The following is an 18276-nucleotide window of genomic DNA, read 5'->3' on the forward strand; positions in this document are numbered from 1 at the left end:
CCAGGGGGAGGGGGACCGCCGCGTAGCGGTGGTGGAGGGGGCGGTCACGGGCGGTGCGCTTGTGGCGAGGCCCCCTCCGTCAGCCTTACAGGCTGCCACCTCCCCCTGAAGGGGGAGGATTTTTGCTCATGGCATATGCTTGGGTGCCGTGGTGGATCACCTCGTCGCCCTCGACGATCTGCGCCACCGGGATCGCGGGTAGCGGCAGGATTTCCTCGTACAGCGGCGCGAAATCGGTTTCGATCGTCTGCCGCAGCAATTCGTCGAAGCTGGGGATGACGAAGTAATTCTGCTGGAAATCGTCGATCCGATAATCGGTGCGCATCACCCGGCGCAGATCGAAGCCGATCCGGTTGGGGCTGGGGTCGTCGAGCGCGAAGACGCTTTCGGCCGAGGACGAGACGATCCCTGAGCCGTAAATGCGAAGATCGCCATCCTCGCGCACCAGCCCGAATTCGACGGTGTACCAATAGAGCCGCGACAGCTGCTTGAGCGCGCCGAGCTCGAGCGCGCGCAGGCCGCCGCGGCCATAGGCTTCGAGATAATCGGCGAACACCGGATCGGCGAGCATCGGCACATGCCCGAACACGTCGTGGAAGACGTCGGGCTCTTCGAGATAATCGAGCTGGTCGGGCCGGCGGATGAAATTGCCCGACACGAAGCGGCGATTGGCCATGTGATCGAAGAACACGTCGTCGGGGACGAGCCCCGGCACCGCGACGACCTGCCAGCCGGTGAGTTTCATCAACCGTTCGGACAATTCGTCGAAATGCGGGATGCCGCCTTCGGACAATTTGAGTGCGTCGAGCCCGCGCAGATACGCCTTCGACGCGCGGCCGGGGAGCAGCTTGATCTGGCGCGCATACAGCGTGTCCCACACCGCATGTTCTTGCGGAGTGTACCGGTCCCAGCCTTGCGCGATGGTCCAGTCGGCGGATGCGCCCTCGGGCGGCTTTTCGAGTAAGTGGGTTTGATCGACCATGGACGGGGCCCTAGCATGAGCGTGGTATGAACAGAAATAGGGTGCGACCTCGCGGCTTGCGAGCAATGGGCGGCGCGGTGGCGGCGCTGCTGCTGGTGCTGGCGGTGATCGGCTATGGCTATTGGATGGCGGGGCTGGTCGGCGGCGCGATCCCGGCGAACGCAGCGTGGCGCGAGCCCGCGCAAGGCATTGAGGTCTTCGTCGAGGACAATGGCGTGCATACCGGCATCGCCTTGCCCAAGGCGATGCTGGAGGGCGCGCTCGACGGGCTGGTCGCGCCCGGGGACATTGGCGATCCGCGCTTTGCCGCGCATGAATGGCTGGTGGTCGGCTGGGGCGACCGTGCCTTCTATCTCGAAACGCCCACCTGGGCCGATGTTCGGCCGGCGACGGTGGCGGCGGCGCTGATCGGCAGCGACCGGACGGTGCTGCATGTCGAGCATATCGCGCAGCCGCGTGGCGGGCCGCAGGTGCGCGCGATCCGGCTGCGACCGGAGGAATTCGCGCGGCTGGTGGCGTTCGTGCGCGCCAGCTTCGCCGAAGGGCAGGCGGTGCGCGGCTATGCGGCCTACGACGCCTTCTATCCCGCGAACGGGCATTACAACGCGGTGCATACCTGCAACGACTGGACCGGCGCGGCCTTTCGCGCGGCAGGGGTGCGGATGGGGGAGTGGACGCCGTTTTCGCGGACGGTGATGTGGTGGTTCTAGGCCCGCCGTCGAAGCTGCGGCTGCTCACCGAAGTGCCGCGCGCGGTGATCGGGGTCGGCGGCCTGCCCTTTGCGCGGCGCGCGCTGATGGACGCGCCGCGCGGCGACGGGCGGCGGGTGATGCTGTTGCCGGGGCTGTTCAACGGCGACCGGTCGAGCCTGGTGCTGCGGCGCTATCTGAATGCGCTCGGCTATCGTGCCGAGGGCTGGGGATTGGGCCGCAATTTCGGGCAGCGCGCGATCGGTGCCGATGGCGAGCGGCTGTTCGCGGCGATCGAGGCGATGGGCGGCGGCGAGCCGGTGACGCTGGTGGGGGTTAGCCTTGGCGGGATCATGGCGCGGATCGCGGCGCACCGGCATCCCGAGCTGGTGCGCGAAGTGGTGACGATCAGTTCGCCCTTCGCGGGACCGCCGAGCGCGACCAATGTTTGGCGGGTGTACGAGCTGCTGTCGGGCGTCCGCGTCGACGATCCCGAGGTGGTGGCGTTCGCCGCGCTCGCCGCCGAGCATCCGCCGGTGCCGACCACCGCGATCTGGAGCGCCAGCGACGGATTCGTCAATGGCGCGATCTGCCGCGACGATCGCTGCCGCTCGATCGAGGTGCGCAGCAGTCATGTGTGGGTGCAGCACAACCCGCAGGTGCTGCGCGCGGTGGCGGGGGTGCTGGGGGGTGATATCTCCCCTCCCGGAACTAGTTCCCCTCCCTGGAAGGGAGGGGCTGGGGGTGGGTAGGGGCTTGGTGATACGGATCGGTTGCGCGCACGGCTTCCGTATCGCGAGCACTCGACCCACCCCCGACCCCTCCCTTCCAGGGAGGGGAGTGGATCAGTCGTCGCGTTCGGCTCGTTTGCGGCGCTTTTCTTCCTCGCGCAGGCGGCGGCCTTCTTCGGCTTCCTGCTTGCGCATCTTGCGGCCGTAGTTGCGGTCGCTTTCTTCCTGGCTGGTGGTGGTCCAGTCGACCGCTTGGCCCGCGGCCTTGACCGGCAGCGTCGCGACGTCCCACGCAGTCTTGGCGATGCAGCCGCCGCTCAGCAGCGGCAGCGCGACCAGCAATAGCAAACCCTTACGCATGTCACTCGTCCCCGGCTGCGCGGACGAAGGCGTCGCGCGCGCGATTGCCGATATACGGGAAATCGGTGAAGAATCCATCGACGCCTGCCGCCAGGTGCCGCGCGATCTCGTCGTCGATCCGCCCCGCCGCGCGCGGATCGCTGCCGCTGCGAAGATCGGTGGGGAGGAAGTAATTCTCGGCGCGGAAGGTCCAGGGGTGGACGACCAGCCCGGCGGCGTGTGCGTCGGCGACCAGCGGCGTCACTTGCCCCTCGGCAGTAACGACCAAAGGCTTTTCGGGACCGAGGCCCGCGGCATAGCCGGCGATCGCGCGCAGCCCTTCCGGCGTCAGCATCGCTGCATAGCTGGGCGCGGCGCCATCGGGCGGGCCGCCGGCCGAAGCGACGAGCTGGACCAGCCGCACGTCGGTCATCGACGCGAGCCGCTTGAGATTGTTAACCTCGAACGACTGGATGAACACCGGCGCGGTGGCGCTGTCCCAGCCGGCGGTGCGCAGTTCGGCGACCAGCCGTGCCTCCATCGGCTTGCCGATCGACGCGAAATAGCTGGGGTGCTTGGTCTCGGGGTAGATGCCGATCGTCCGCCCTGTCTCGGTCGAACGGCGCTTGGCGAGCGCGATCACTTCGGCCAGCGTCGGCACCTCGAACTGGCCGTCATAGCGCGCATTGCCCGCGCGAAGCTGCGGCAGGCGTTCCTTGGCGCGCAGCGTCTTCAGCTCGGCGAGCGTGAAGTCTTCGGTGAACCAGCCGGTGTGCGGCTGGCCGTCGATCGTCCTGGTCGCCTTGCGCGCGGCGAATTCGGGGCGGGCGGCGACGTCGGTGGTCGCGGTGATGTCGTTCTCGTGCCGCGCGACGAACACATCGTCCTTGGTGAGCACCAGATCGGGTTCGATGAAATCGGCACCCTGGTCGATCGCGAGGTCGTAAGCGGCGAGCGTGTGTTCGGGGCGTTCGCCGCTGGCCCCGCGATGCGCGATCAGCAGCGGTCTGGCAGCGGTGGGCATCGTCTTCTCCTGTGTGGCGGCGCAGCCACCGAGCGCGATCATCGCGCAAATCGCCAGCGATTTCAGCCCCAACGCCGCGCTTGCGTTGCGGGTCGTTCGCAGGGAAACACTGTTGGCCGTGCGCGTTACCCCACCAACTTCAGGGGAACGACCCATGCAATTCACCATCAACGGTACTTCCTATTCGGCGGATCCAGACATCCGCACCTCTCTACTCGATTTGTTGCGCGAGCATGTCGGCCTGACCGGCAGCAAGAAGGGCTGCGACCATGGCCAGTGTGGCGCGTGCACGGTGCTGGTGAACGGACGGCGGATCAATTCCTGCCTGACGCTGGCGGTGATGCACCAGGGCGACGAGATCACGACGATCGAGGGGCTGGGCTCGGCCGACGACCTGCACCCGCTGCAATCGGCATTCGTCCGGCATGACGGCTTCCAGTGCGGCTATTGCACGCCGGGGCAGATCTGCTCGGCGGTCGGGATGCTCGACGAGGCGGCCAAGGGCTGGCCGAGCCATGTCAGCGACCGGCTCGAGGGCGATGCCGAACTGACCGACGACGAAATTCGCGAACGAATGAGCGGCAATCTGTGCCGCTGTTCGGCCTATCCCAACATCGTCGATGCGATCCGCGAAGTTGCGCACGGCGCCGCCGAAGCCGCCGACGCCAAGGTGCCCGCATGAAGCGTTTCGACTATGCGCGCGCCGACAGCCCCGAGGCAGCGGTTGCGGCGGTGACCGATGCGAACACCCGGTTCATCGCCGGCGGCACCAATCTGCTCGACCTGATGAAGCTGCAGATCGAGACGCCCGACAAGCTGGTCGACATCAGCCGGCTCGATCTGGCGACGATCGAGGAAACCCCCGAGGGCGGGCTCTCGATCGGCGCGATGGTGCCCAATTCGGACCTCGCCGCCGATACGCTCGTGCGCGAGCGTTACCCGGTGCTGAGCCGTGCATTGCTCGCCGGCGCGTCGGGGCAGCTGCGCAACAAGGCGTCGACCGGGGGCAATCTGCTCCAGCGGACGCGCTGCTATTATTTCTACGACACCGCGACGGGCTGCAACAAGCGTGAGCCGGGCAGCGGCTGCTCGGCGATCGGCGGGCATAACCGGATCATGGCGATCCTGGGCGCGTCGGAGCAGTGCATTGCGACGCACCCGAGCGACATGGCGGTGGCGATGGCGGCGCTGGATGCAGTGGTGGTGACGCTCAAGCCCGACGGCGATCGCCGCCGGATCGCGTTTGGGGATTTCCACCGGTTGCCGGGCGATACCCCGCAGATCGACACGATCCTCGAGCCGGGCGAGCTGATCACCCATGTCGAGCTACCGCCGGCGCCCAAGGGCAGGCAATTGTACCGCAAGGTGCGCGATCGTGCCTCCTATGCCTTTGCGCTGGTGTCGGTTGCGGGGGTGGTTTCGGTCGAGGACGGCAGGATCGCCAGCGCCGCGCTGGCGTTCGGCGGACTGGCGCACAAGCCTTGGCGCGATCCCGCGGTCGAGGCGGTGCTGATCGGCCAGGCGCCTGGCGCCGCGGTGTTCGCCGCGGCCGCCGATGCATTGTTGAAGGACGCGCGCGGGCAGGGGTCGAACGACTTCAAGATCCCGCTGGCGCGCCGCACGCTGATCGCGTGCCTGAAGGAGTTGACGGCATGAGCAGCACCACCAGCGCGACGACCACCAGCCTGACGATGGACAAGCCGATCAAGGATTCGATCCTCGATCACACGGTGCAGGAGGTGCTCGGCAAGCCGCTCGACCGGATCGACGGGCCGGTCAAGGTTTCGGGCGCGGCGACCTATGCCGCCGAATTCGCCTTCGACGACCTTACCTATGGCTATCTGGTGCGCGCCGATTACGGCGCGGGGACGATCGAGGCGATCGACGCGACCGAAGCACTGGCGATGTCCGGTGTGATCGACGTCGTCCATGACTTCGAAGGCTTCATCCGCAACGCAGCGCAGGGCGGCGAGACCGAAGGGCCGACGCAGGGCGTCCAGGAGGTCGCCTATTTTGGCCAGCCGATCGCGATCGTCGTCGCCGAAAGCTACGAGATCGCGCGCGACGCCGCGCTTCGGGTGCGCGTCCAGGTGAAGCCCAAGCTCGGCGATTTCAGCGTCGAGGGGCGGCAGGGCGAGGCGTTCAAGCCGGCCGATGCATCGGCACCCGCGCACGCGGCAACGGGCGATCTCGAACAGGCGATGCTCGACGCGGACGTGACGCTCGACCAGACCTATACCACCCCCTCACAGAATTCGGCGGCGATGGAGCCGCATGCCTCGACCGCGCAATGGGACGGCGGCAAGCTGACGATCCACGGGTCGTACCAGATGCTGGCGTCGGACCGGCTGCAGCTCGCCGATACGCTGGGGATGGACCCCGAGAATGTCCGGATCGTCGCGCTGTATGTTGGCGGCGGCTTCGGATCGAAGCTGGGGATCGCGCCCGAGGTGGTAGCGGCGGCGCTGGCGGCGAAGAAGATCGGGCGCCCGGTCAAGACGGTGATGACCCGCCCGCAGGTGTTCGAGGCGACGGTGCGGCGGTCGGACACCAGCCAGCGGATCCGGCTGGCGGCGGGGGCCGATGGCCGGCTGACCGGAATCGGTCATGAGACCTTGTGCTCGAACCTCGACGGCGAGGAATATTTCGAGCCTGCGGGGATCGCGACGCACTTCCTGTACCCGGGCGATCACCGGCTGGTGACGCACGACATCATCCCGGTGAATCGCACGCTGTCGGGATCGATGCGCGCACCGGGCGAAGCGGTGGGGATGCTCGCGCTCGAGAATGCGATGGACGAACTCGCCGAGAAGCTCGGGATCGATCCGGTCGAGCTGCGCCGGCGCAACGAACCGGCGCAGGACCCGTCGAAGGCGATCCCCTATTCGTCGCGCAAGCTGCAGGATTGCCTCGACGCGGGCGCCAAAAGCTTCGGGTGGGACCAGCGCAACGCCACGCCGGGCGCGATGCGCGACGGCGAATGGCTGATTGGCCACGGCATGGCGGCGTCGACGCGCAGCAACATCCTCAAGCCGTCGCGCGCGCGGGTGTCGCTGACCCCCGAAGGACGCGCGATCGTCGAGACCGACCAGACCGATATCGGCACCGGGAGCTACACGATCCTGGGGCAGATCGCCGCCGAGATGCTCGGGCTGCCGCTCGACCAGGTCGATGTGAAGCTCGGGGATACCGACTTCCCTCCGGCGGCGGGTTCGGGCGGATCGTGGGGCGCGGGATCGAGCGGCTCGTCGGTATATCTCGCCTGCGAGGGGCTGCGCGCGAAGTTGGCCAGGGCGATGGACACGCACGAGGGTTCGCTAACGCTGAAGGACGGGCGCGCGATCGCGGGCAATCGTGCGGTGCCGCTCGCCGATTTGGTGGGCGAGGGGCTGACGCAAGAGGGGTCGATCGAGCCAGGTGAAACCTCCGAGGCGGTGAGCCAGGCGAGCTATGGCGCGCATTTCTGCGAAGTGCGGGTCAACGCGGTCACCGGCGAAGTGCGCGTGGCACGCTGGGTGAGTGCGTTCGCGGCGGGGCGCATCCTGAACGAAAAGACCGCACGGTCGCAGTGCATCGGCGGCATCGTCTTCGGCATCGGCGCGGCGCTGACCGAAGAGCTGATCCACGACGATCGCACCGGCAAATGCGTCAACCGCGATTTGGGCGAATATCATGTGCCGGTGCACGCCGATGTCCCGCCGATCGAGGTGATCTTCGTCGAAGAGCGCGACGTGTCGGCCAATCCGCTGCAGGCCAAGGGGATCGGCGAGCTCGGCATTTCGGGCGCGGGCGCGGCGGTGACCAACGCGATCTACAACGCCACCGGGGTTCGGGTGCGCAGCTATCCGATGACCTGTGACAAGTTGCTGGCGGGGTTGCCCGATTGAAGGAACCGTTCGTCCTGAGTAGGGACTGAGCGAAGGCGAAGGCCCGTATCGAAGGACAGTGCCCCGATCGGGCCGGTCCTTCGATACGCCGCTTCGACAAGCTCAGCGGCTACTCAGGACGAACGGTATCGGTAGGCCCGCATGAACGACAACGACATCATCCTGAACACCGCGCGCGATTGGGCCGGCGCGCCGATGGCGCTGGCCACCGTCGTGTCGACTTGGGGATCGGCGCCGCGGCCGCGGGGGAGCCATATGCTGATCCACGCCGATGGCCGGTTCGAGGGATCGGTGTCGGGCGGCTGCGTCGAGACCGACATTCTCGCGACCGCCGCCGAAGTGATCGCGGGCGCGCCGGCGGTGGTGAAGCACTATGGCGTCGCCGATTCTGCGGCGTGGGAAGTCGGGTTGCCCTGCGGCGGCGAGATCGCGGTGCTGGTGCAGCCGGTCGCCGCCGACGGCTTCGACCCCGAATTGTTCGATCGCATCGCCGAGGCGCGCGACGAGGGGCGGTCGCTGACCATCCAGACCGATCTCGGCAGCGGGCAATCGTCGCTGCGGCCGATCGAGGGGGCGGCGTTCGTCAACCGCTACGATCCGCCGCGCCGGCTGCTGATCATCGGCGCGGTGCAGATCGCGCAGGCCTTGGTCGAGCTGGTGCGTCCCTTGGGGATCGCGACGACGGTGATCGACCCGCGCGCGCGCTTCCTCACCGCCGAGCGCTTCCCCGGCACGACGCTCGACGATCGCTGGCCCGACGAGGCGGTGGCGGCGCTCAATCCGGGGGCGACCAGCGCGGTGGTGACGCTGAGCCATGACGTGAAGATCGACGATCCCGCGTTGATCGAGGCGCTTCGGCGCCCAACGGGCTATGTCGCCGCGCTGGGCAGCCGCAAGAGCCACGCCGCGCGCCGCGAGCGGCTGGCGGCGGCGGGGATCGGCGAGGCCGATCTCGACCGGATCGACGGTCCTGCGGGGCTCGCGATCGGCGCGATCGGCCCGGCCGAGATCGCGCTGTCGATCGCCGCGGCGATGGTGAAGGCGTTGCATGATCGCGCCTGAAGACGTCGCGCTGGTGCTGCTCGCGGCAGGGCGATCGGTGCGGTTCGGGGATGTCGACAAGCTCGAGCAGCCATTCCTCACCGAACCGCTGGCGTTCCATGTCGTGACCGCATTGGCGGCGATCCCGTTCAAGCGGCGGATCGCGGTGGTGTCGGGGACGCAGCTCGATTTCGCTGGCCGTGGCTATGAGGTGGTCGCCAACCCGCGCGCGCAGGACGGGCAAGGGCATTCGCTGGGGCTGTGCATCGCGGCGGCGCGGCGCGTCGATGCCAAGGCGGTGCTGGTGGCGCTGGCCGACATGCCGCGCGTCACCGCGGCGCATATCTGGCGGCTGATGGACGGTGCCGAGGGCGAGGACGCGGTGGTCGCGTCGAGCGATGGCGCGAGGCCGATGCCGCCGGCGCTGTTCGGGCGGGGGCATTTCGGGGCGCTGCTGGCGCTGGAGGGTGACCAGGGCGCGCGCGATCTGGTGCGCGCCGGGCACCACGTGATCGCCAGTCCCGAGGAACTGGCCGATGTCGATACGCCCGAGGATCTGGCGGCGCTGCGGAGGAAATACGCGGGGTGATGGCGGGTCCTCCCCTCCCTGAAGGGAGGGGTAGGGGGTGGGTCGGTTTGCGAGGAGCGTTACGCCAGCCAACCGGCCGACCCACCCCCAGCCCCTCCCTTTCAGGGAGGGGAGGAGCGCGCCGCCTATTCGTGCCTTAGCGCGTCGATCGGGTTTAGCGCCGCTGCGCGCCTTGCCGGGAAGAAGCCGAACACGACGCCGATCAGCGCCGAGATCGCAAACGCCACGATGTTGATCTGCAGATCGAAGATGAAGGGCACCTGCATGATCGGTACCAGCACCGCGATGACGATCTGCGCCAGGATCAGCCCGATCAGCCCGCCGAGCATCGACAACACGATCGCCTCGACCAGGAACTGCAGCAGCACCTCGCGCGCGACCGCTCCGATCGCCAGGCGGATGCCGATTTCGCGGGTGCGCTCGGTCACCGACACCAGCATGATGTTCATGATGCCGATTCCACCGACCACCAGCGAAATGCCCGCGACCGCGGTGACGATGCTGGTCAGTAGCGTCGTCGTGCCCGTCAGCGTCGCCGATATCTGTGCGGTGTCGAAGATGTTGAAGTCATCCTCGGCCCCCGTCTCGATCCCGCGGCGTTCGCGCAGCAGCGTCGAGAGCGATTCCTGCACCTGCGCGCCGTCATAGGCGGCGTCGACCCCGACGAGCATTAGCCGGATGTCGCGGTTGCCGGTGAAGCGGCGTTGCACCGTCTTGATCGGCATGATGACGACATCGTCCTGATCACCGCCGAAGCCCGCCTGGCCGCGCGTCTCGAGCGTGCCGATCACGTCGCACGACACGTCGTTGAGGCGGATGCGCTCGCCGATCGCGTCGGTTTCGCGGAACAGGTTCTGGCGGACGGTGTTGCCGATGATGCACACCGCGCGGCCGGCGGCTTCCTCGGCGGGGAGGAAGGTGCGGCCGCCGGTGAGGTTCCAGGGCTGGACCTCGAAAAAGGCGTTGGTGGTGCCGTTGATCGTCGTCGACCAGTTCGCGCCGTTGTAGATCGCGGTCGCGGTCGCCTGTGCCTGCGGTGCTACCGCCTTTACGCCCGCGACCTGGCCCTTCACCGCCTCGACATCCTGCTCCTCGAAATCGGGCGGGCGCGGTCCGCCGCCGCCGCGCCCGAAGCCCTGGCCGGGGCGGACCTGGAGGATGTTGGTGCCCAGGCTAGCGATCGATTGCTGGACCGCGGCGGTGGTCGCCTGGCCGAGCGTCACCATCGTGACGACCGCGGCAACGCCGATGACGATGCCGAGGATCGTCAGGAACGAGCGCAGCAGATGGCGGCGGATCGACCGGACGGCGAGGGTGAAGGTGGTGGAGAGCATTACTTGCTCCCCTTCCGCTGGCGGGAGGGGAGGATAGCGCAGCTTGCCAGCTTGCTGGCTAGCGGAGCTTGGAGAGGGGTCGGGCGCGCCGATGGCGCCGCGGCGCGATGCGCCGCCACCCCCTCACGCAGCTACGACTAGGCCCGCGCAAGCGCGCGGACCAAGTCTGCGCAACCCTCTCCCCCCTGCGGGGGGCGAGGGAAGAAAGGCGGCTCACGCTACCACCTCGCCGCGGGCGTGCTGGCTGTCGATGCGTTCGACCAGCCCGTCCTTGAAATGCACCACGGTGCGCGCGAACGCCGCCATGTCGCCTTCGTGCGTCACCATCAGCACGGTGATCCCGCCATTCTGGTTGAGGTCGGTGAGCAATTCCATGATCTCGATCGATCGTTCGCTGTCGAGGTTGCCGGTGGGTTCGTCGGCGAGCAGCACGTCGGGCTGGGTGACGATTGCGCGCGCGATCGCGACGCGTTGTTGCTGTCCACCCGATAGCTCGGCGGGGGTGTGGTCCCACCAGTTCGCCAGCCCGACCTTGTCGAGCGCCGCCATCCCCATTTCGCGCCGCGCCTTCTTGTCCTCGCCGCGATAGAGCAGGGGCAGTTCGACATTCTCAAGCGCCGAGGTGCGGCTGAGCAGGTTGAAGCCCTGGAACACGAAGCCCAGATAGCGCCGCCGCAGCAGCGCGCGCTGGTCGCGATCGAGCGTCTCGACATGGATGTTCTTGAACAGGAAGGTGCCCGCCGACGGCACGTCGAGGCAGCCCAGGATGTTCATCGTCGTCGACTTGCCCGACCCCGACGGCCCCATCACCGCGACGAAATCGCCCTGTTCGATGTCGAGATCGACCCCTTTCAGCGCCTGGAACGCGGTGGGGCCTTCGCCATAGACCTTGGTGACGCCGCGCAGCGTGATGATCGGCTGGGCTGCCATGACTAGCTCGCCGGGCGGGCGCGCTGGCCGCCCTTGGCCTGGCCGCCCTTGGCTTGCCCGCCCGATCCTTCGGCCGCGAGTTGGCCGGTGATCACTTGTGCGCCGGCGCGCAGGTTGCCGCCGATGACTTCGGTGACTTGGCCGTCGCTTTCGCCGACGCGGATCTGCACCGGTTGCGGCTCGCCATCCTCGCCGACGATGTAGATCGTCTGTTCGGAGCCGCGGCCGATCGATGCGGTGCGCTCGGGGCGCCCGCCACCGCGGCGCCCGCGGGGCACGATCGCGCTGGCCAGGCCGCCACCCTTGCTCGCATCGGCCCCCGCCGCCGTGGGGCGGAAGCGCAGCGCGGCGTTGGGGACCAGCAGCACGTTGTCGCGCTCGGTGGTGACGATTTCGGCGGTCGCGGTCATGCCGGGACGCAGGCGAAGCTCGGGATTCTCGACCGTGAGGATCGCGGCGTAGGATACGACCTGCCCGGTCGTGGTGGTCGTGGTGGTCGACGACGACGCTTCCTGCGCCGACAGGTTCGACCCGACATCGACGCGAGTGATCGTCGCGTTGAAGCTTTCGCCGGGGAAGGCGTCGACCGCGAAGGTGGCGCGCTGGCCGTTGCGTACCGATCCGACATCGGCTTCATCGATCGCGACTTCGAGCTCCATCTGGCTGAGGTCCTCGGCGATCACGAACAGCGTGGGGGTGTTGAACGAGGCCGCGACGGTTTGGCCGGGATCGACCTGGCGCGCGAGCACCACGCCGTTGACCGGCGAGCGGATGATCGCGCGCTCGCGCTGCGTCTGGCTCGACGACAATTGCGCGCGCGCTGCGGTGACATTGGCTTCGGCGGTGCGGACCCCGGCGACCGCGCGCGCGGCGGCGGCGCGGGCGGTGTCGAGCTCGGTCTTGGCGGGAACGCGCCCGCCCGACAGCCGGCTGACCTCCTCGAAGCGGCCGAGCGTCGCGCGCGCTTCCTGCAAGGTCGCCTCGGCTTGCTGTACCGCCGCCTGCTGTGCCGCGAGCTGTGCCTGGTTCTGGCGGATCTGGTCGTCGAGCTGTTCGGGATCGATCAGCGCGAGCGATTGGCCGGCGCGGACGCGATCATTGACGTCGACCACCACCTGGGTGACCAGCCCCGACAGCTGCGACCCGACGGTGACCTGATTGGTCGGCGCGAGCTTGCCGGTGGCCGAGACGGTCACCTGCAGCTTGCCCTGGCGCACCGGGGCGGCGGCATAGCCCTGCTTCTCCGCCGGCGCGAGGAAGCGCATCGCGGCGAGTACGAGCAGGACGATGCCGAGCGCGACCAACGCCCATTTGGCATAGGTCTTCCACTTGGGCTGGGTCTTGGTGCCCAGGAACGCGTCGAGATCGGGGCTTTGCGCGTCAGCCATTGGTATCGTCCTGCCTTTCGGGGGCGAGAATGGTGCCCGCCACCCGGGGAATCGTTTCGCTGTCCCAGCCGCCGCCGAGCGCGCCGAACAGCTGGACCAGCGCGGTCGCCTCGTCCGATTCGACCTGGGTCAGGCTGTTGCGTGCATTGAGCAATTGGGTTTCGGTCTGGTTGAGCGTGGTGAAATCGGTGAGCCCCGCGCGATACTGGCTGCGCGCGAGGATCGCCGAGACGTTGGCGGCATCGAGCGCGATCGCGAATTCGCGCTGGCGCGCCTGCGCGGTGCGCAGCGCGACGATCGCGTTCTCGATGTCCTCGAGCGAGGTCAGTACCGTCTGCTTGTAGGCCAGGAACGCGCCATCGGCGGCGGCTTCCTGCGCGCGGATCGCCGCGCGGGTGCGACCGCCGTCGAAGATCAGCTGGTTGAGGCCGGCGAACAAGGTGCCGGTGATGATGTCGGTCAGGCTGCCGATCGCGTTGGCGCTGGTGTCGATCCCGCCCGAGATGCTGAGCGCGGGGTAGAGCTGCGCCTGCGCGACGCCGATCTGCGCGGTGGCGGCGGCGAGCGCGCGTTCGGCGCTGCGCACGTCGGGGCGCTGGCGCAGCGTATCGGCGGGGATGCCCACGCCCACCGTCGCGGGGCCGCGCGGGATCGGACGGACCGCCGCGAGCTCGCCCTTGAGCGCGCCGGGCGCGCGACCGGTGAGCACGCCCAGCCGCGAGACCGCGCTGTTGTAGCTCGCCTCGAGCGAGGGGATCGACGCCGCGGTCTGCGCGCGCTGGGCCCGCGCCTGTTCGGCATCGAGCGACGACACCAGCCCCGCCTGGACGCGGAAGCCGGCGATTTCGAGATTGTCGTCCTGCAGCGCCAGCGACTGGCGCGCATTGGCGATCTGCGCCTGCGCGGCGCGCGCCAGGACATAGTTGCGCGCGATCTCCGACTGGGTCGAGATCAGGACGGTGGCATAGTCATAGCCGCTGGCGTCGTAGCTCGCGCGCGACGCCTCGACCGAGCGGCGGATGCCGCCGAACAAATCGGCCTGGTAATTGGCATCGGCGCCGAGCGAGAAATTGTTGGTCGATCCCGCGCCGGTGTTGATGATCGTGCCGTCGGGCAGCTGCGTCTGGTTGCTGCCGCCGCGGATGCTCTGGCGGCGCGAATAGCCGCCTGATCCGCTGAGCGAGGGCAGGAAATCGGCGCGCGCCTGCACCAATTGTTCGCGCGCCTGGCGCAGCCGGGTGACCGCCTGCGCGACGTCGAGATTGTCGCTCGCCGCCTGTTCGATCAGCCGCTGGAGCAGCGGATCGTCGAACCGGTTCCACCAGCGCGTCAGGTCCTCGGGGGTTGCCGGGGCGGGGACCGAGAAACCCTCGCGCACGCCGAGCTCGCTGGGGGCCGCGGGGCGGTAATCGGGGCCGACGGTGCAGCCGCTGAGGCCGATGCCCGCGAGCGCGAGAAGGGGAATGCCGTGACGCCACATCATGGCTCTGGTTGGCCAGAAAGCGATTGAAGGTCCAACGAATTGTTGTCGCAAGATGTAACGATCGTGGAACAGCGCGCGGTCGGGGTTAGCCGATCCAGCGCCAGATCCCTGCCGCCCAGCCGGCGAGCGGCAGATGCGCCCAGGTGGCGGCGAGCCAGAGGAGGATGCCGCCCGCCCAGTCATGGGGGCGCAGCTTGGCGGCAGTCCACGGCAAGCGACCCGCGCCGAGCGCCGCGAACGGAAGATACGACGTGCGACGCGCCCATTCGGGCCAGAAATCGGGCATGAGGCTACGCTTCTTGGCATCCTGCAGCGCCGCGCCGACCAGCGCGAGGATCGCGATGCCAAGCGACAGCACGATCTGCGCGCCGATCGGGAACACCAGGATATGCGCAGCCGCCCACAGCGCGAACGCCCACATCATCGGGTGGCGGGTGATCGCGAACACGCCGCGCGGCTGGGGGACGGGCTTCGACCCCGCGGTCGGATCGGGCAGCGCCGGATTGCCGATCAGCGATCCGATCAGCAGGATGCTCGCGACCAGCATGACGATCGTCGCGACAATCCACAGCCCGTCGCCGACTTCCCACAGCATCGGCTGCGCGGGCATCGTCTTATAGGCATGCGCGACGCCGCCAAGCGTGGCGAACGCGACCAGCGAATAGACCAGCAGGAACCCCCGCTCGCCGATCCGCGACACCAATGGCGCGCGCAGCGGGTGCGAGAGGAGGAAGTGGCTGCCGACGAAGGCGAAGACGGTGGCGACGAGCAGCGTCATGGCGGCGATCCTTCGGCCTATATCGGCGCCAAATTACCGTTCGCTTCGAGCGGAGTCGAGAAGCCCAGCGCCCCGCCAGCGTTTCTCGACTTCGCTCGAAACGAACGGATGGGTGGTCAGCGCTTCGTCTCGCCCTTCGTATTCACCCCCGCCGCAGCCGGCTCGGCCAACTCGGCCTGGCCCAGCATCGCACGGTCTTCGTCGGCGAGCGTGTCGAGGTGCATCCAGCGCTTCACCAGCGGCGATAGCGCGAGCACCACCGCGGCGATGCCGATCGTCCACCAGCCGATCGTCGAATAGACCGCAAGCGTGCCTTCCTGCGTCATCTCGCCGCCTTCGCCGCCGGTCGCCTCACCGATCTTGCCCGCGACGAAATTGCCGACCGCGGTCATGTAGAACCAGGCACCCATGATCAGGCTGGCGAGATGGCGCGGCGCGAGCCGGTTCATCGCCGACAGCCCGACCGGCGACAGGCAAAGCTCGCCGGTGGTGTGGAGGAGGTAGATCAGGAACACGAACAATACCGGCGTCGCGACGCCCGGGCCCACCGATTGCGCGCCCCAGACGAACACCAGGAAGCCAAGCCCCACCTGGACCAGCGCCAGCCCGAACTTGGCGGGCGTCGAAGGTTCGAACCCGCGCCGGCCGAGCAGCACCCACAAGGTCGCGAAGATCGGGCCGAGCAGGATGATGTAGATGGCGTTGATCGACTGGAACAGCGATGCCGGCACGTCGCCGCGGCTGACATAGCGATCGGTATAGAGGTTGAGCGAGCCGCCCGCCTGCTCGAACAGCCCCCAGAACACCGGGTTCAGCGCGATCAGGAACAGCACCACGAACATCCGGTCGCGCGCATGCGGTTCGAGCTTGAAGCTTTCGAACAGCACATAGCCGAGCAGCGCGATGCCGGAGAAGATCAGCAGGTTCTGGATCACGTCCTGATACTGGATCAGCGCCCACATCACCGCGATCGCAACCAGCCCGACGCCGTAGAGCGACCATTCGGTGCGCTTGGTCAGCGGGCGGGGGGCCTCGCCGCGGCCGAGCAGGAACGGCCGGCCGAGGATGAAAACGATCAGCCCGAGCAGCATGCCGATGCCCGCCGCGCCGAAGCCATAGGCCCAGCCATAGGTCTCGCCGAGCCAGCCCGCCATGATCACGCCTAGCGCGGCGCCGACGTTAATGCCGATATAGAAGATCGTGTACGCGCCATCGCGGCGAACGTCGGTGAGCGGATAGAGCTGGCCGACGATGACCGAGATGTTGGCCTTCAGAAAGCCGCTGCCGACGATGATGAAGGCGAGCGCCAGCCAGAAGATGTTGATGATCGGGTCGGCCTGGCCGCCGGTTCCTTCGAACGCCATCAGCGCGTGGCCGATGGTAAGCAGGACCGCGCCGAACTGCACCGCCTTGCGCTGGCCGAGATAGCGATCGGCGAGATAGCCGCCGAGCACGGGGGTGATGTAGACCAGCGACAGATAGGCACCATAGATTAGGTTGCCCTGCGAATCGTCGAACAGCCAATGCTTGGTGAGGTAGAAGATCAGCAGCGCGCGCATGCCGTAGAAGGAGAAGCGCTCCCACATTTCGGCGAAGAACAGGACGTACAGCCCCTTGGGGTGACCCGCCACCTCGGGCGATTTGGTCGTCGCGACATACACGCCGCCGGCCAGGAGGATCGCGAGGAATCCCAGCGCGATCGTCGGGATGATGGGCAAAATTTACGCTCCCTGATACTCGCCGCGGTGAACCCCCGCGGGATAGTTGCAAGCGAGACTAGCGGCAAAGCGCCGGGTGTAAATATCTAGCGGCGCTGTTAGAGCGCTGGTCCGCGGCATTTCCGCCCCGTCGCGCACCGCCTAGGACGTGCCATGTTCAACGATCTCAGTTCGCTACCCACCTATTTGGCCAGCCGCCGTTCGGGCAAGCCGCGCGACATGGTGGCGCCCGGGCCCGGTGATGCGACGCTGCGCACGATGATCGGCATGGCGGCGCGGACGCCCGATCACGGCAAGCTGGCGCCGTGGCGCTTCGTGATCGTGCCCGCCGAGCAGCGGACGGCGTTCGCGGCGATGCTGGTCGCCGCCTATCGCGCCGACAAGCCCGAGGCGGGGCGGCTCGAAATCGAGGCGATCGAGCAGTTCGCGCACCAGGCGCCGACGCTGGTGGTCGTCGTTTCGGCCCCCAATGCCGCCAGCCACATTCCGCTGTGGGAACAGCAATTGTCCGCCGGCGCGGCGTGCATGAACCTGCTCCACGCGGCGCATGCGCATGGCTTCGTCGGGGGATGGCTCACCGGTTGGGCGACCTATTCGGCGGCGGTGCGCGACTCGCTGGCGGGCGAGGGAGCGACGATCGCGGGGTTCGTCTTCATCGGCACGCCGTCACGCGATCTGGACGAGCGTCCGCGTCCCGATCTTGAAACAATCGTACGTTATTGGGCCGAATGAAGGCTAGATCGTACGCGCGCTTTGGCGTATTAGTCGAGCATGACAGCACTCGAACATGACGACGCACCGGTGTACATGCGGCTACGCGCGACGATCGCGACCGCGATCCTGCGCGGGGAATATCGCGCCGGCGACCAGCTCCCCTCGGTCCGCGCCTTTGCCGCCGAAGTCGGCGCCAATCCGCTGACCGTCGCCAAGGCGTACCAGACCTTCCAGGACGACGGCTATGTCGAGGTTCGCCGCGGCGTGGGCATGTTCGTGCTCCCCGGCGCTGCCGAAGCGCTGCGCGCCGCCGAGCGCGACCGGTTCCTGACGAGCTATTGGCCCAAGGTGCGCGAGCATATCGCGCTGCTGGGGCTGGATCGGGATGTGCTGTTCGAGCGCGAGACGGCGTAGGCTGGTTTCTCGGGGCGAGCAGAAGAAGAAGGCCCTCACCCAACCCGCATCGGGTGAACAGCGCCCCGCGCTGTTCAGATCATGCCGGGGGCATGATCGACCCGATGCGCCCGCAGGCGGGAGAGGGCTTAAAGGTTACTTCGCACAGCCCTCACCCCGTTCGTGCTGAGCTTGTCGAAGCACCGTTCTTCTTCCTTCCACGCTGGCGGAGAAGGACGGCACTTCGACAAGCTCA

Annotated in this window: 18 protein-coding genes; 9 read left to right on the plus strand and 9 right to left on the minus strand. The window is 67.9% G+C overall.

What is annotated here, in order from left to right; translation table 11 throughout:
- Positions 1–85: 85 nt before the first annotated feature.
- Positions 86–982: a phenylalanine 4-monooxygenase gene (phhA, locus tag OKW76_RS14065; RefSeq protein WP_265549476.1), complete on the minus strand. Its 897-nt coding sequence runs from the start codon at positions 980–982 to the stop codon at positions 86–88.
- Between the two features lie 65 nt (positions 983–1047).
- On the opposite strand from phhA, the gene OKW76_RS14070 reads away from it, so the two are divergent.
- Positions 1048–1692: a TIGR02117 family protein gene (locus tag OKW76_RS14070; RefSeq protein WP_265552991.1), complete on the plus strand. Its 645-nt coding sequence runs from the start codon at positions 1048–1050 to the stop codon at positions 1690–1692.
- Positions 1680–2423 carry an esterase/lipase family protein gene (locus OKW76_RS14075; protein ID WP_265549477.1) on the plus strand — a complete coding sequence of 248 codons (744 nt, stop codon included), beginning with the start codon at positions 1680–1682 and terminating at the stop codon, positions 2421–2423. The genes OKW76_RS14070 and OKW76_RS14075 overlap by 13 nt, the downstream gene beginning before the upstream one ends.
- 93 nt (positions 2424–2516) lie before the next feature.
- Here OKW76_RS14075 and OKW76_RS14080 read toward each other — a convergent pair whose 3' ends face one another.
- On the minus strand, positions 2517–2762 hold the full coding sequence (locus OKW76_RS14080) for a hypothetical protein (RefSeq protein WP_256506505.1): 246 nt from the start codon (positions 2760–2762) through the stop codon (positions 2517–2519).
- Between the two features lies 1 nt (position 2763).
- Positions 2764–3807 carry a glycerophosphodiester phosphodiesterase gene (locus OKW76_RS14085; RefSeq protein ID WP_265549478.1) on the minus strand — a complete coding sequence of 348 codons (1044 nt, stop codon included), beginning with the start codon at positions 3805–3807 and terminating at the stop codon, positions 2764–2766.
- Positions 3808–3919: 112 nt separating this feature from the next.
- Here OKW76_RS14085 and OKW76_RS14090 point away from each other — a divergent pair, with 112 nt between their 5' ends.
- From OKW76_RS14090 to OKW76_RS14110, 5 genes are all read left to right on the plus strand, one after another.
- Positions 3920–4447: a 2Fe-2S iron-sulfur cluster-binding protein gene (locus tag OKW76_RS14090; protein ID WP_265549479.1), complete on the plus strand. Its 528-nt coding sequence runs from the start codon at positions 3920–3922 to the stop codon at positions 4445–4447.
- A complete protein-coding gene (locus OKW76_RS14095; RefSeq protein ID WP_265549480.1) occupies positions 4444–5421 on the plus strand; it encodes an FAD binding domain-containing protein in 978 nt (325 codons plus the stop codon). Before OKW76_RS14090 ends, OKW76_RS14095 begins: the two co-directional genes overlap by 4 nt.
- Entirely contained in the window at positions 5418–7652 is a 2235-nt protein-coding gene (locus OKW76_RS14100) for a xanthine dehydrogenase family protein molybdopterin-binding subunit (protein ID WP_265549481.1), read from the plus strand. The genes OKW76_RS14095 and OKW76_RS14100 overlap by 4 nt, the downstream gene beginning before the upstream one ends.
- A gap of 141 nt (positions 7653–7793) precedes the next feature.
- Positions 7794–8714, plus strand: a complete 921-nt coding sequence (locus OKW76_RS14105; RefSeq protein WP_265549482.1) for an XdhC family protein — start codon at positions 7794–7796, stop codon at positions 8712–8714.
- Positions 8701–9282, plus strand: coding sequence for a nucleotidyltransferase family protein (locus OKW76_RS14110; RefSeq protein WP_265549483.1), 582 nt, complete (start codon positions 8701–8703; stop codon positions 9280–9282). The genes OKW76_RS14105 and OKW76_RS14110 overlap by 14 nt, the downstream gene beginning before the upstream one ends.
- A 125-nt stretch (positions 9283–9407) precedes the next feature.
- Here the strand turns inward: OKW76_RS14110 and OKW76_RS14115 are convergent, their stop codons facing one another.
- The 6 genes from OKW76_RS14115 to OKW76_RS14140 all read right to left on the minus strand — a co-directional run bounded on the left by OKW76_RS14115 (position 9408) and on the right by OKW76_RS14140 (position 16913).
- Positions 9408–10616 (minus strand): ABC transporter permease, encoded by a 1209-nt coding sequence (locus OKW76_RS14115; protein ID WP_265549484.1) that lies wholly within the window; start codon positions 10614–10616, stop codon positions 9408–9410.
- Positions 10617–10829: 213 nt separating this feature from the next.
- Entirely contained in the window at positions 10830–11546 is a 717-nt protein-coding gene (locus OKW76_RS14120) for an ABC transporter ATP-binding protein (protein ID WP_256506512.1), read from the minus strand.
- A gap of 2 nt (positions 11547–11548) precedes the next feature.
- On the minus strand, positions 11549–12934 hold the full coding sequence (locus OKW76_RS14125; RefSeq protein WP_265549485.1) for an efflux RND transporter periplasmic adaptor subunit: 1386 nt from the start codon (positions 12932–12934) through the stop codon (positions 11549–11551).
- Positions 12927–14417: an efflux transporter outer membrane subunit gene (locus OKW76_RS14130; RefSeq protein ID WP_265549486.1), complete on the minus strand. Its 1491-nt coding sequence runs from the start codon at positions 14415–14417 to the stop codon at positions 12927–12929. The genes OKW76_RS14125 and OKW76_RS14130 overlap by 8 nt, the downstream gene beginning before the upstream one ends.
- Before the next feature lie 85 nt (positions 14418–14502).
- Complete coding sequence (locus OKW76_RS14135; RefSeq protein ID WP_416221869.1) at positions 14503–15204, minus strand: NnrU family protein; 702 nt, start codon at positions 15202–15204, stop codon at positions 14503–14505.
- A gap of 107 nt (positions 15205–15311) precedes the next feature.
- The gene (locus OKW76_RS14140) at positions 15312–16913 is read right to left on the minus strand and encodes a peptide MFS transporter (RefSeq protein ID WP_265549488.1); all 1602 of its coding nucleotides are present in this window, start codon (positions 16911–16913) and stop codon (positions 15312–15314) included.
- Between the two features lie 153 nt (positions 16914–17066).
- Between OKW76_RS14140 and OKW76_RS14145 the strand changes: the two genes are divergently transcribed.
- Positions 17067–17645 carry a nitroreductase gene (locus tag OKW76_RS14145; RefSeq protein WP_265549489.1) on the plus strand — a complete coding sequence of 193 codons (579 nt, stop codon included), beginning with the start codon at positions 17067–17069 and terminating at the stop codon, positions 17643–17645.
- A gap of 39 nt (positions 17646–17684) precedes the next feature.
- The gene (locus OKW76_RS14150; RefSeq protein WP_265549490.1) at positions 17685–18041 is read left to right on the plus strand and encodes a GntR family transcriptional regulator; all 357 of its coding nucleotides are present in this window, start codon (positions 17685–17687) and stop codon (positions 18039–18041) included.
- The last annotated feature ends 235 nt before the right edge of the window (positions 18042–18276 follow it).

Origin of the sequence: Sphingomonas sp. S1-29 (genome assembly GCF_026167545.1) — a bacterium.
Lineage (GTDB): Bacteria > Pseudomonadota > Alphaproteobacteria > Sphingomonadales > Sphingomonadaceae > Sphingomonas.

Bases quoted from the DNA above. Each gene is read 5' to 3' on its own strand.
- phhA (WP_265549476.1), bottom strand. From the start codon at position 982: ATGGTCGATCAAACCCACTTACTCGAAAAGCCGCCCGAGGGCGCATCC.
- OKW76_RS14070 (WP_265552991.1), top strand. From the start codon at position 1,048: ATGGGCGGCGCGGTGGCGGCGCTGCTGCTGGTGCTGGCGGTGATCGGC.
- OKW76_RS14080 (WP_256506505.1), bottom strand. From the start codon at position 2,762: ATGCGTAAGGGTTTGCTATTGCTGGTCGCGCTGCCGCTGCTGAGCGGC.
- OKW76_RS14085 (WP_265549478.1), bottom strand. From the start codon at position 3,807: ATGATCGCGCTCGGTGGCTGCGCCGCCACACAGGAGAAGACGATGCCC.
- OKW76_RS14090 (WP_265549479.1), top strand. From the start codon at position 3,920: ATGCAATTCACCATCAACGGTACTTCCTATTCGGCGGATCCAGACATC.
- OKW76_RS14095 (WP_265549480.1), top strand. From the start codon at position 4,444: ATGAAGCGTTTCGACTATGCGCGCGCCGACAGCCCCGAGGCAGCGGTT.
- OKW76_RS14100 (WP_265549481.1), top strand. From the start codon at position 5,418: ATGAGCAGCACCACCAGCGCGACGACCACCAGCCTGACGATGGACAAG.
- OKW76_RS14105 (WP_265549482.1), top strand. From the start codon at position 7,794: ATGAACGACAACGACATCATCCTGAACACCGCGCGCGATTGGGCCGGC.
- OKW76_RS14110 (WP_265549483.1), top strand. From the start codon at position 8,701: ATGATCGCGCCTGAAGACGTCGCGCTGGTGCTGCTCGCGGCAGGGCGA.
- OKW76_RS14115 (WP_265549484.1), bottom strand. From the start codon at position 10,616: ATGCTCTCCACCACCTTCACCCTCGCCGTCCGGTCGATCCGCCGCCAT.
- OKW76_RS14120 (WP_256506512.1), bottom strand. From the start codon at position 11,546: ATGGCAGCCCAGCCGATCATCACGCTGCGCGGCGTCACCAAGGTCTAT.
- OKW76_RS14125 (WP_265549485.1), bottom strand. From the start codon at position 12,934: ATGGCTGACGCGCAAAGCCCCGATCTCGACGCGTTCCTGGGCACCAAG.
- OKW76_RS14130 (WP_265549486.1), bottom strand. From the start codon at position 14,417: ATGATGTGGCGTCACGGCATTCCCCTTCTCGCGCTCGCGGGCATCGGC.
- OKW76_RS14145 (WP_265549489.1), top strand. From the start codon at position 17,067: ATGTTCAACGATCTCAGTTCGCTACCCACCTATTTGGCCAGCCGCCGT.
- OKW76_RS14150 (WP_265549490.1), top strand. From the start codon at position 17,685: ATGACAGCACTCGAACATGACGACGCACCGGTGTACATGCGGCTACGC.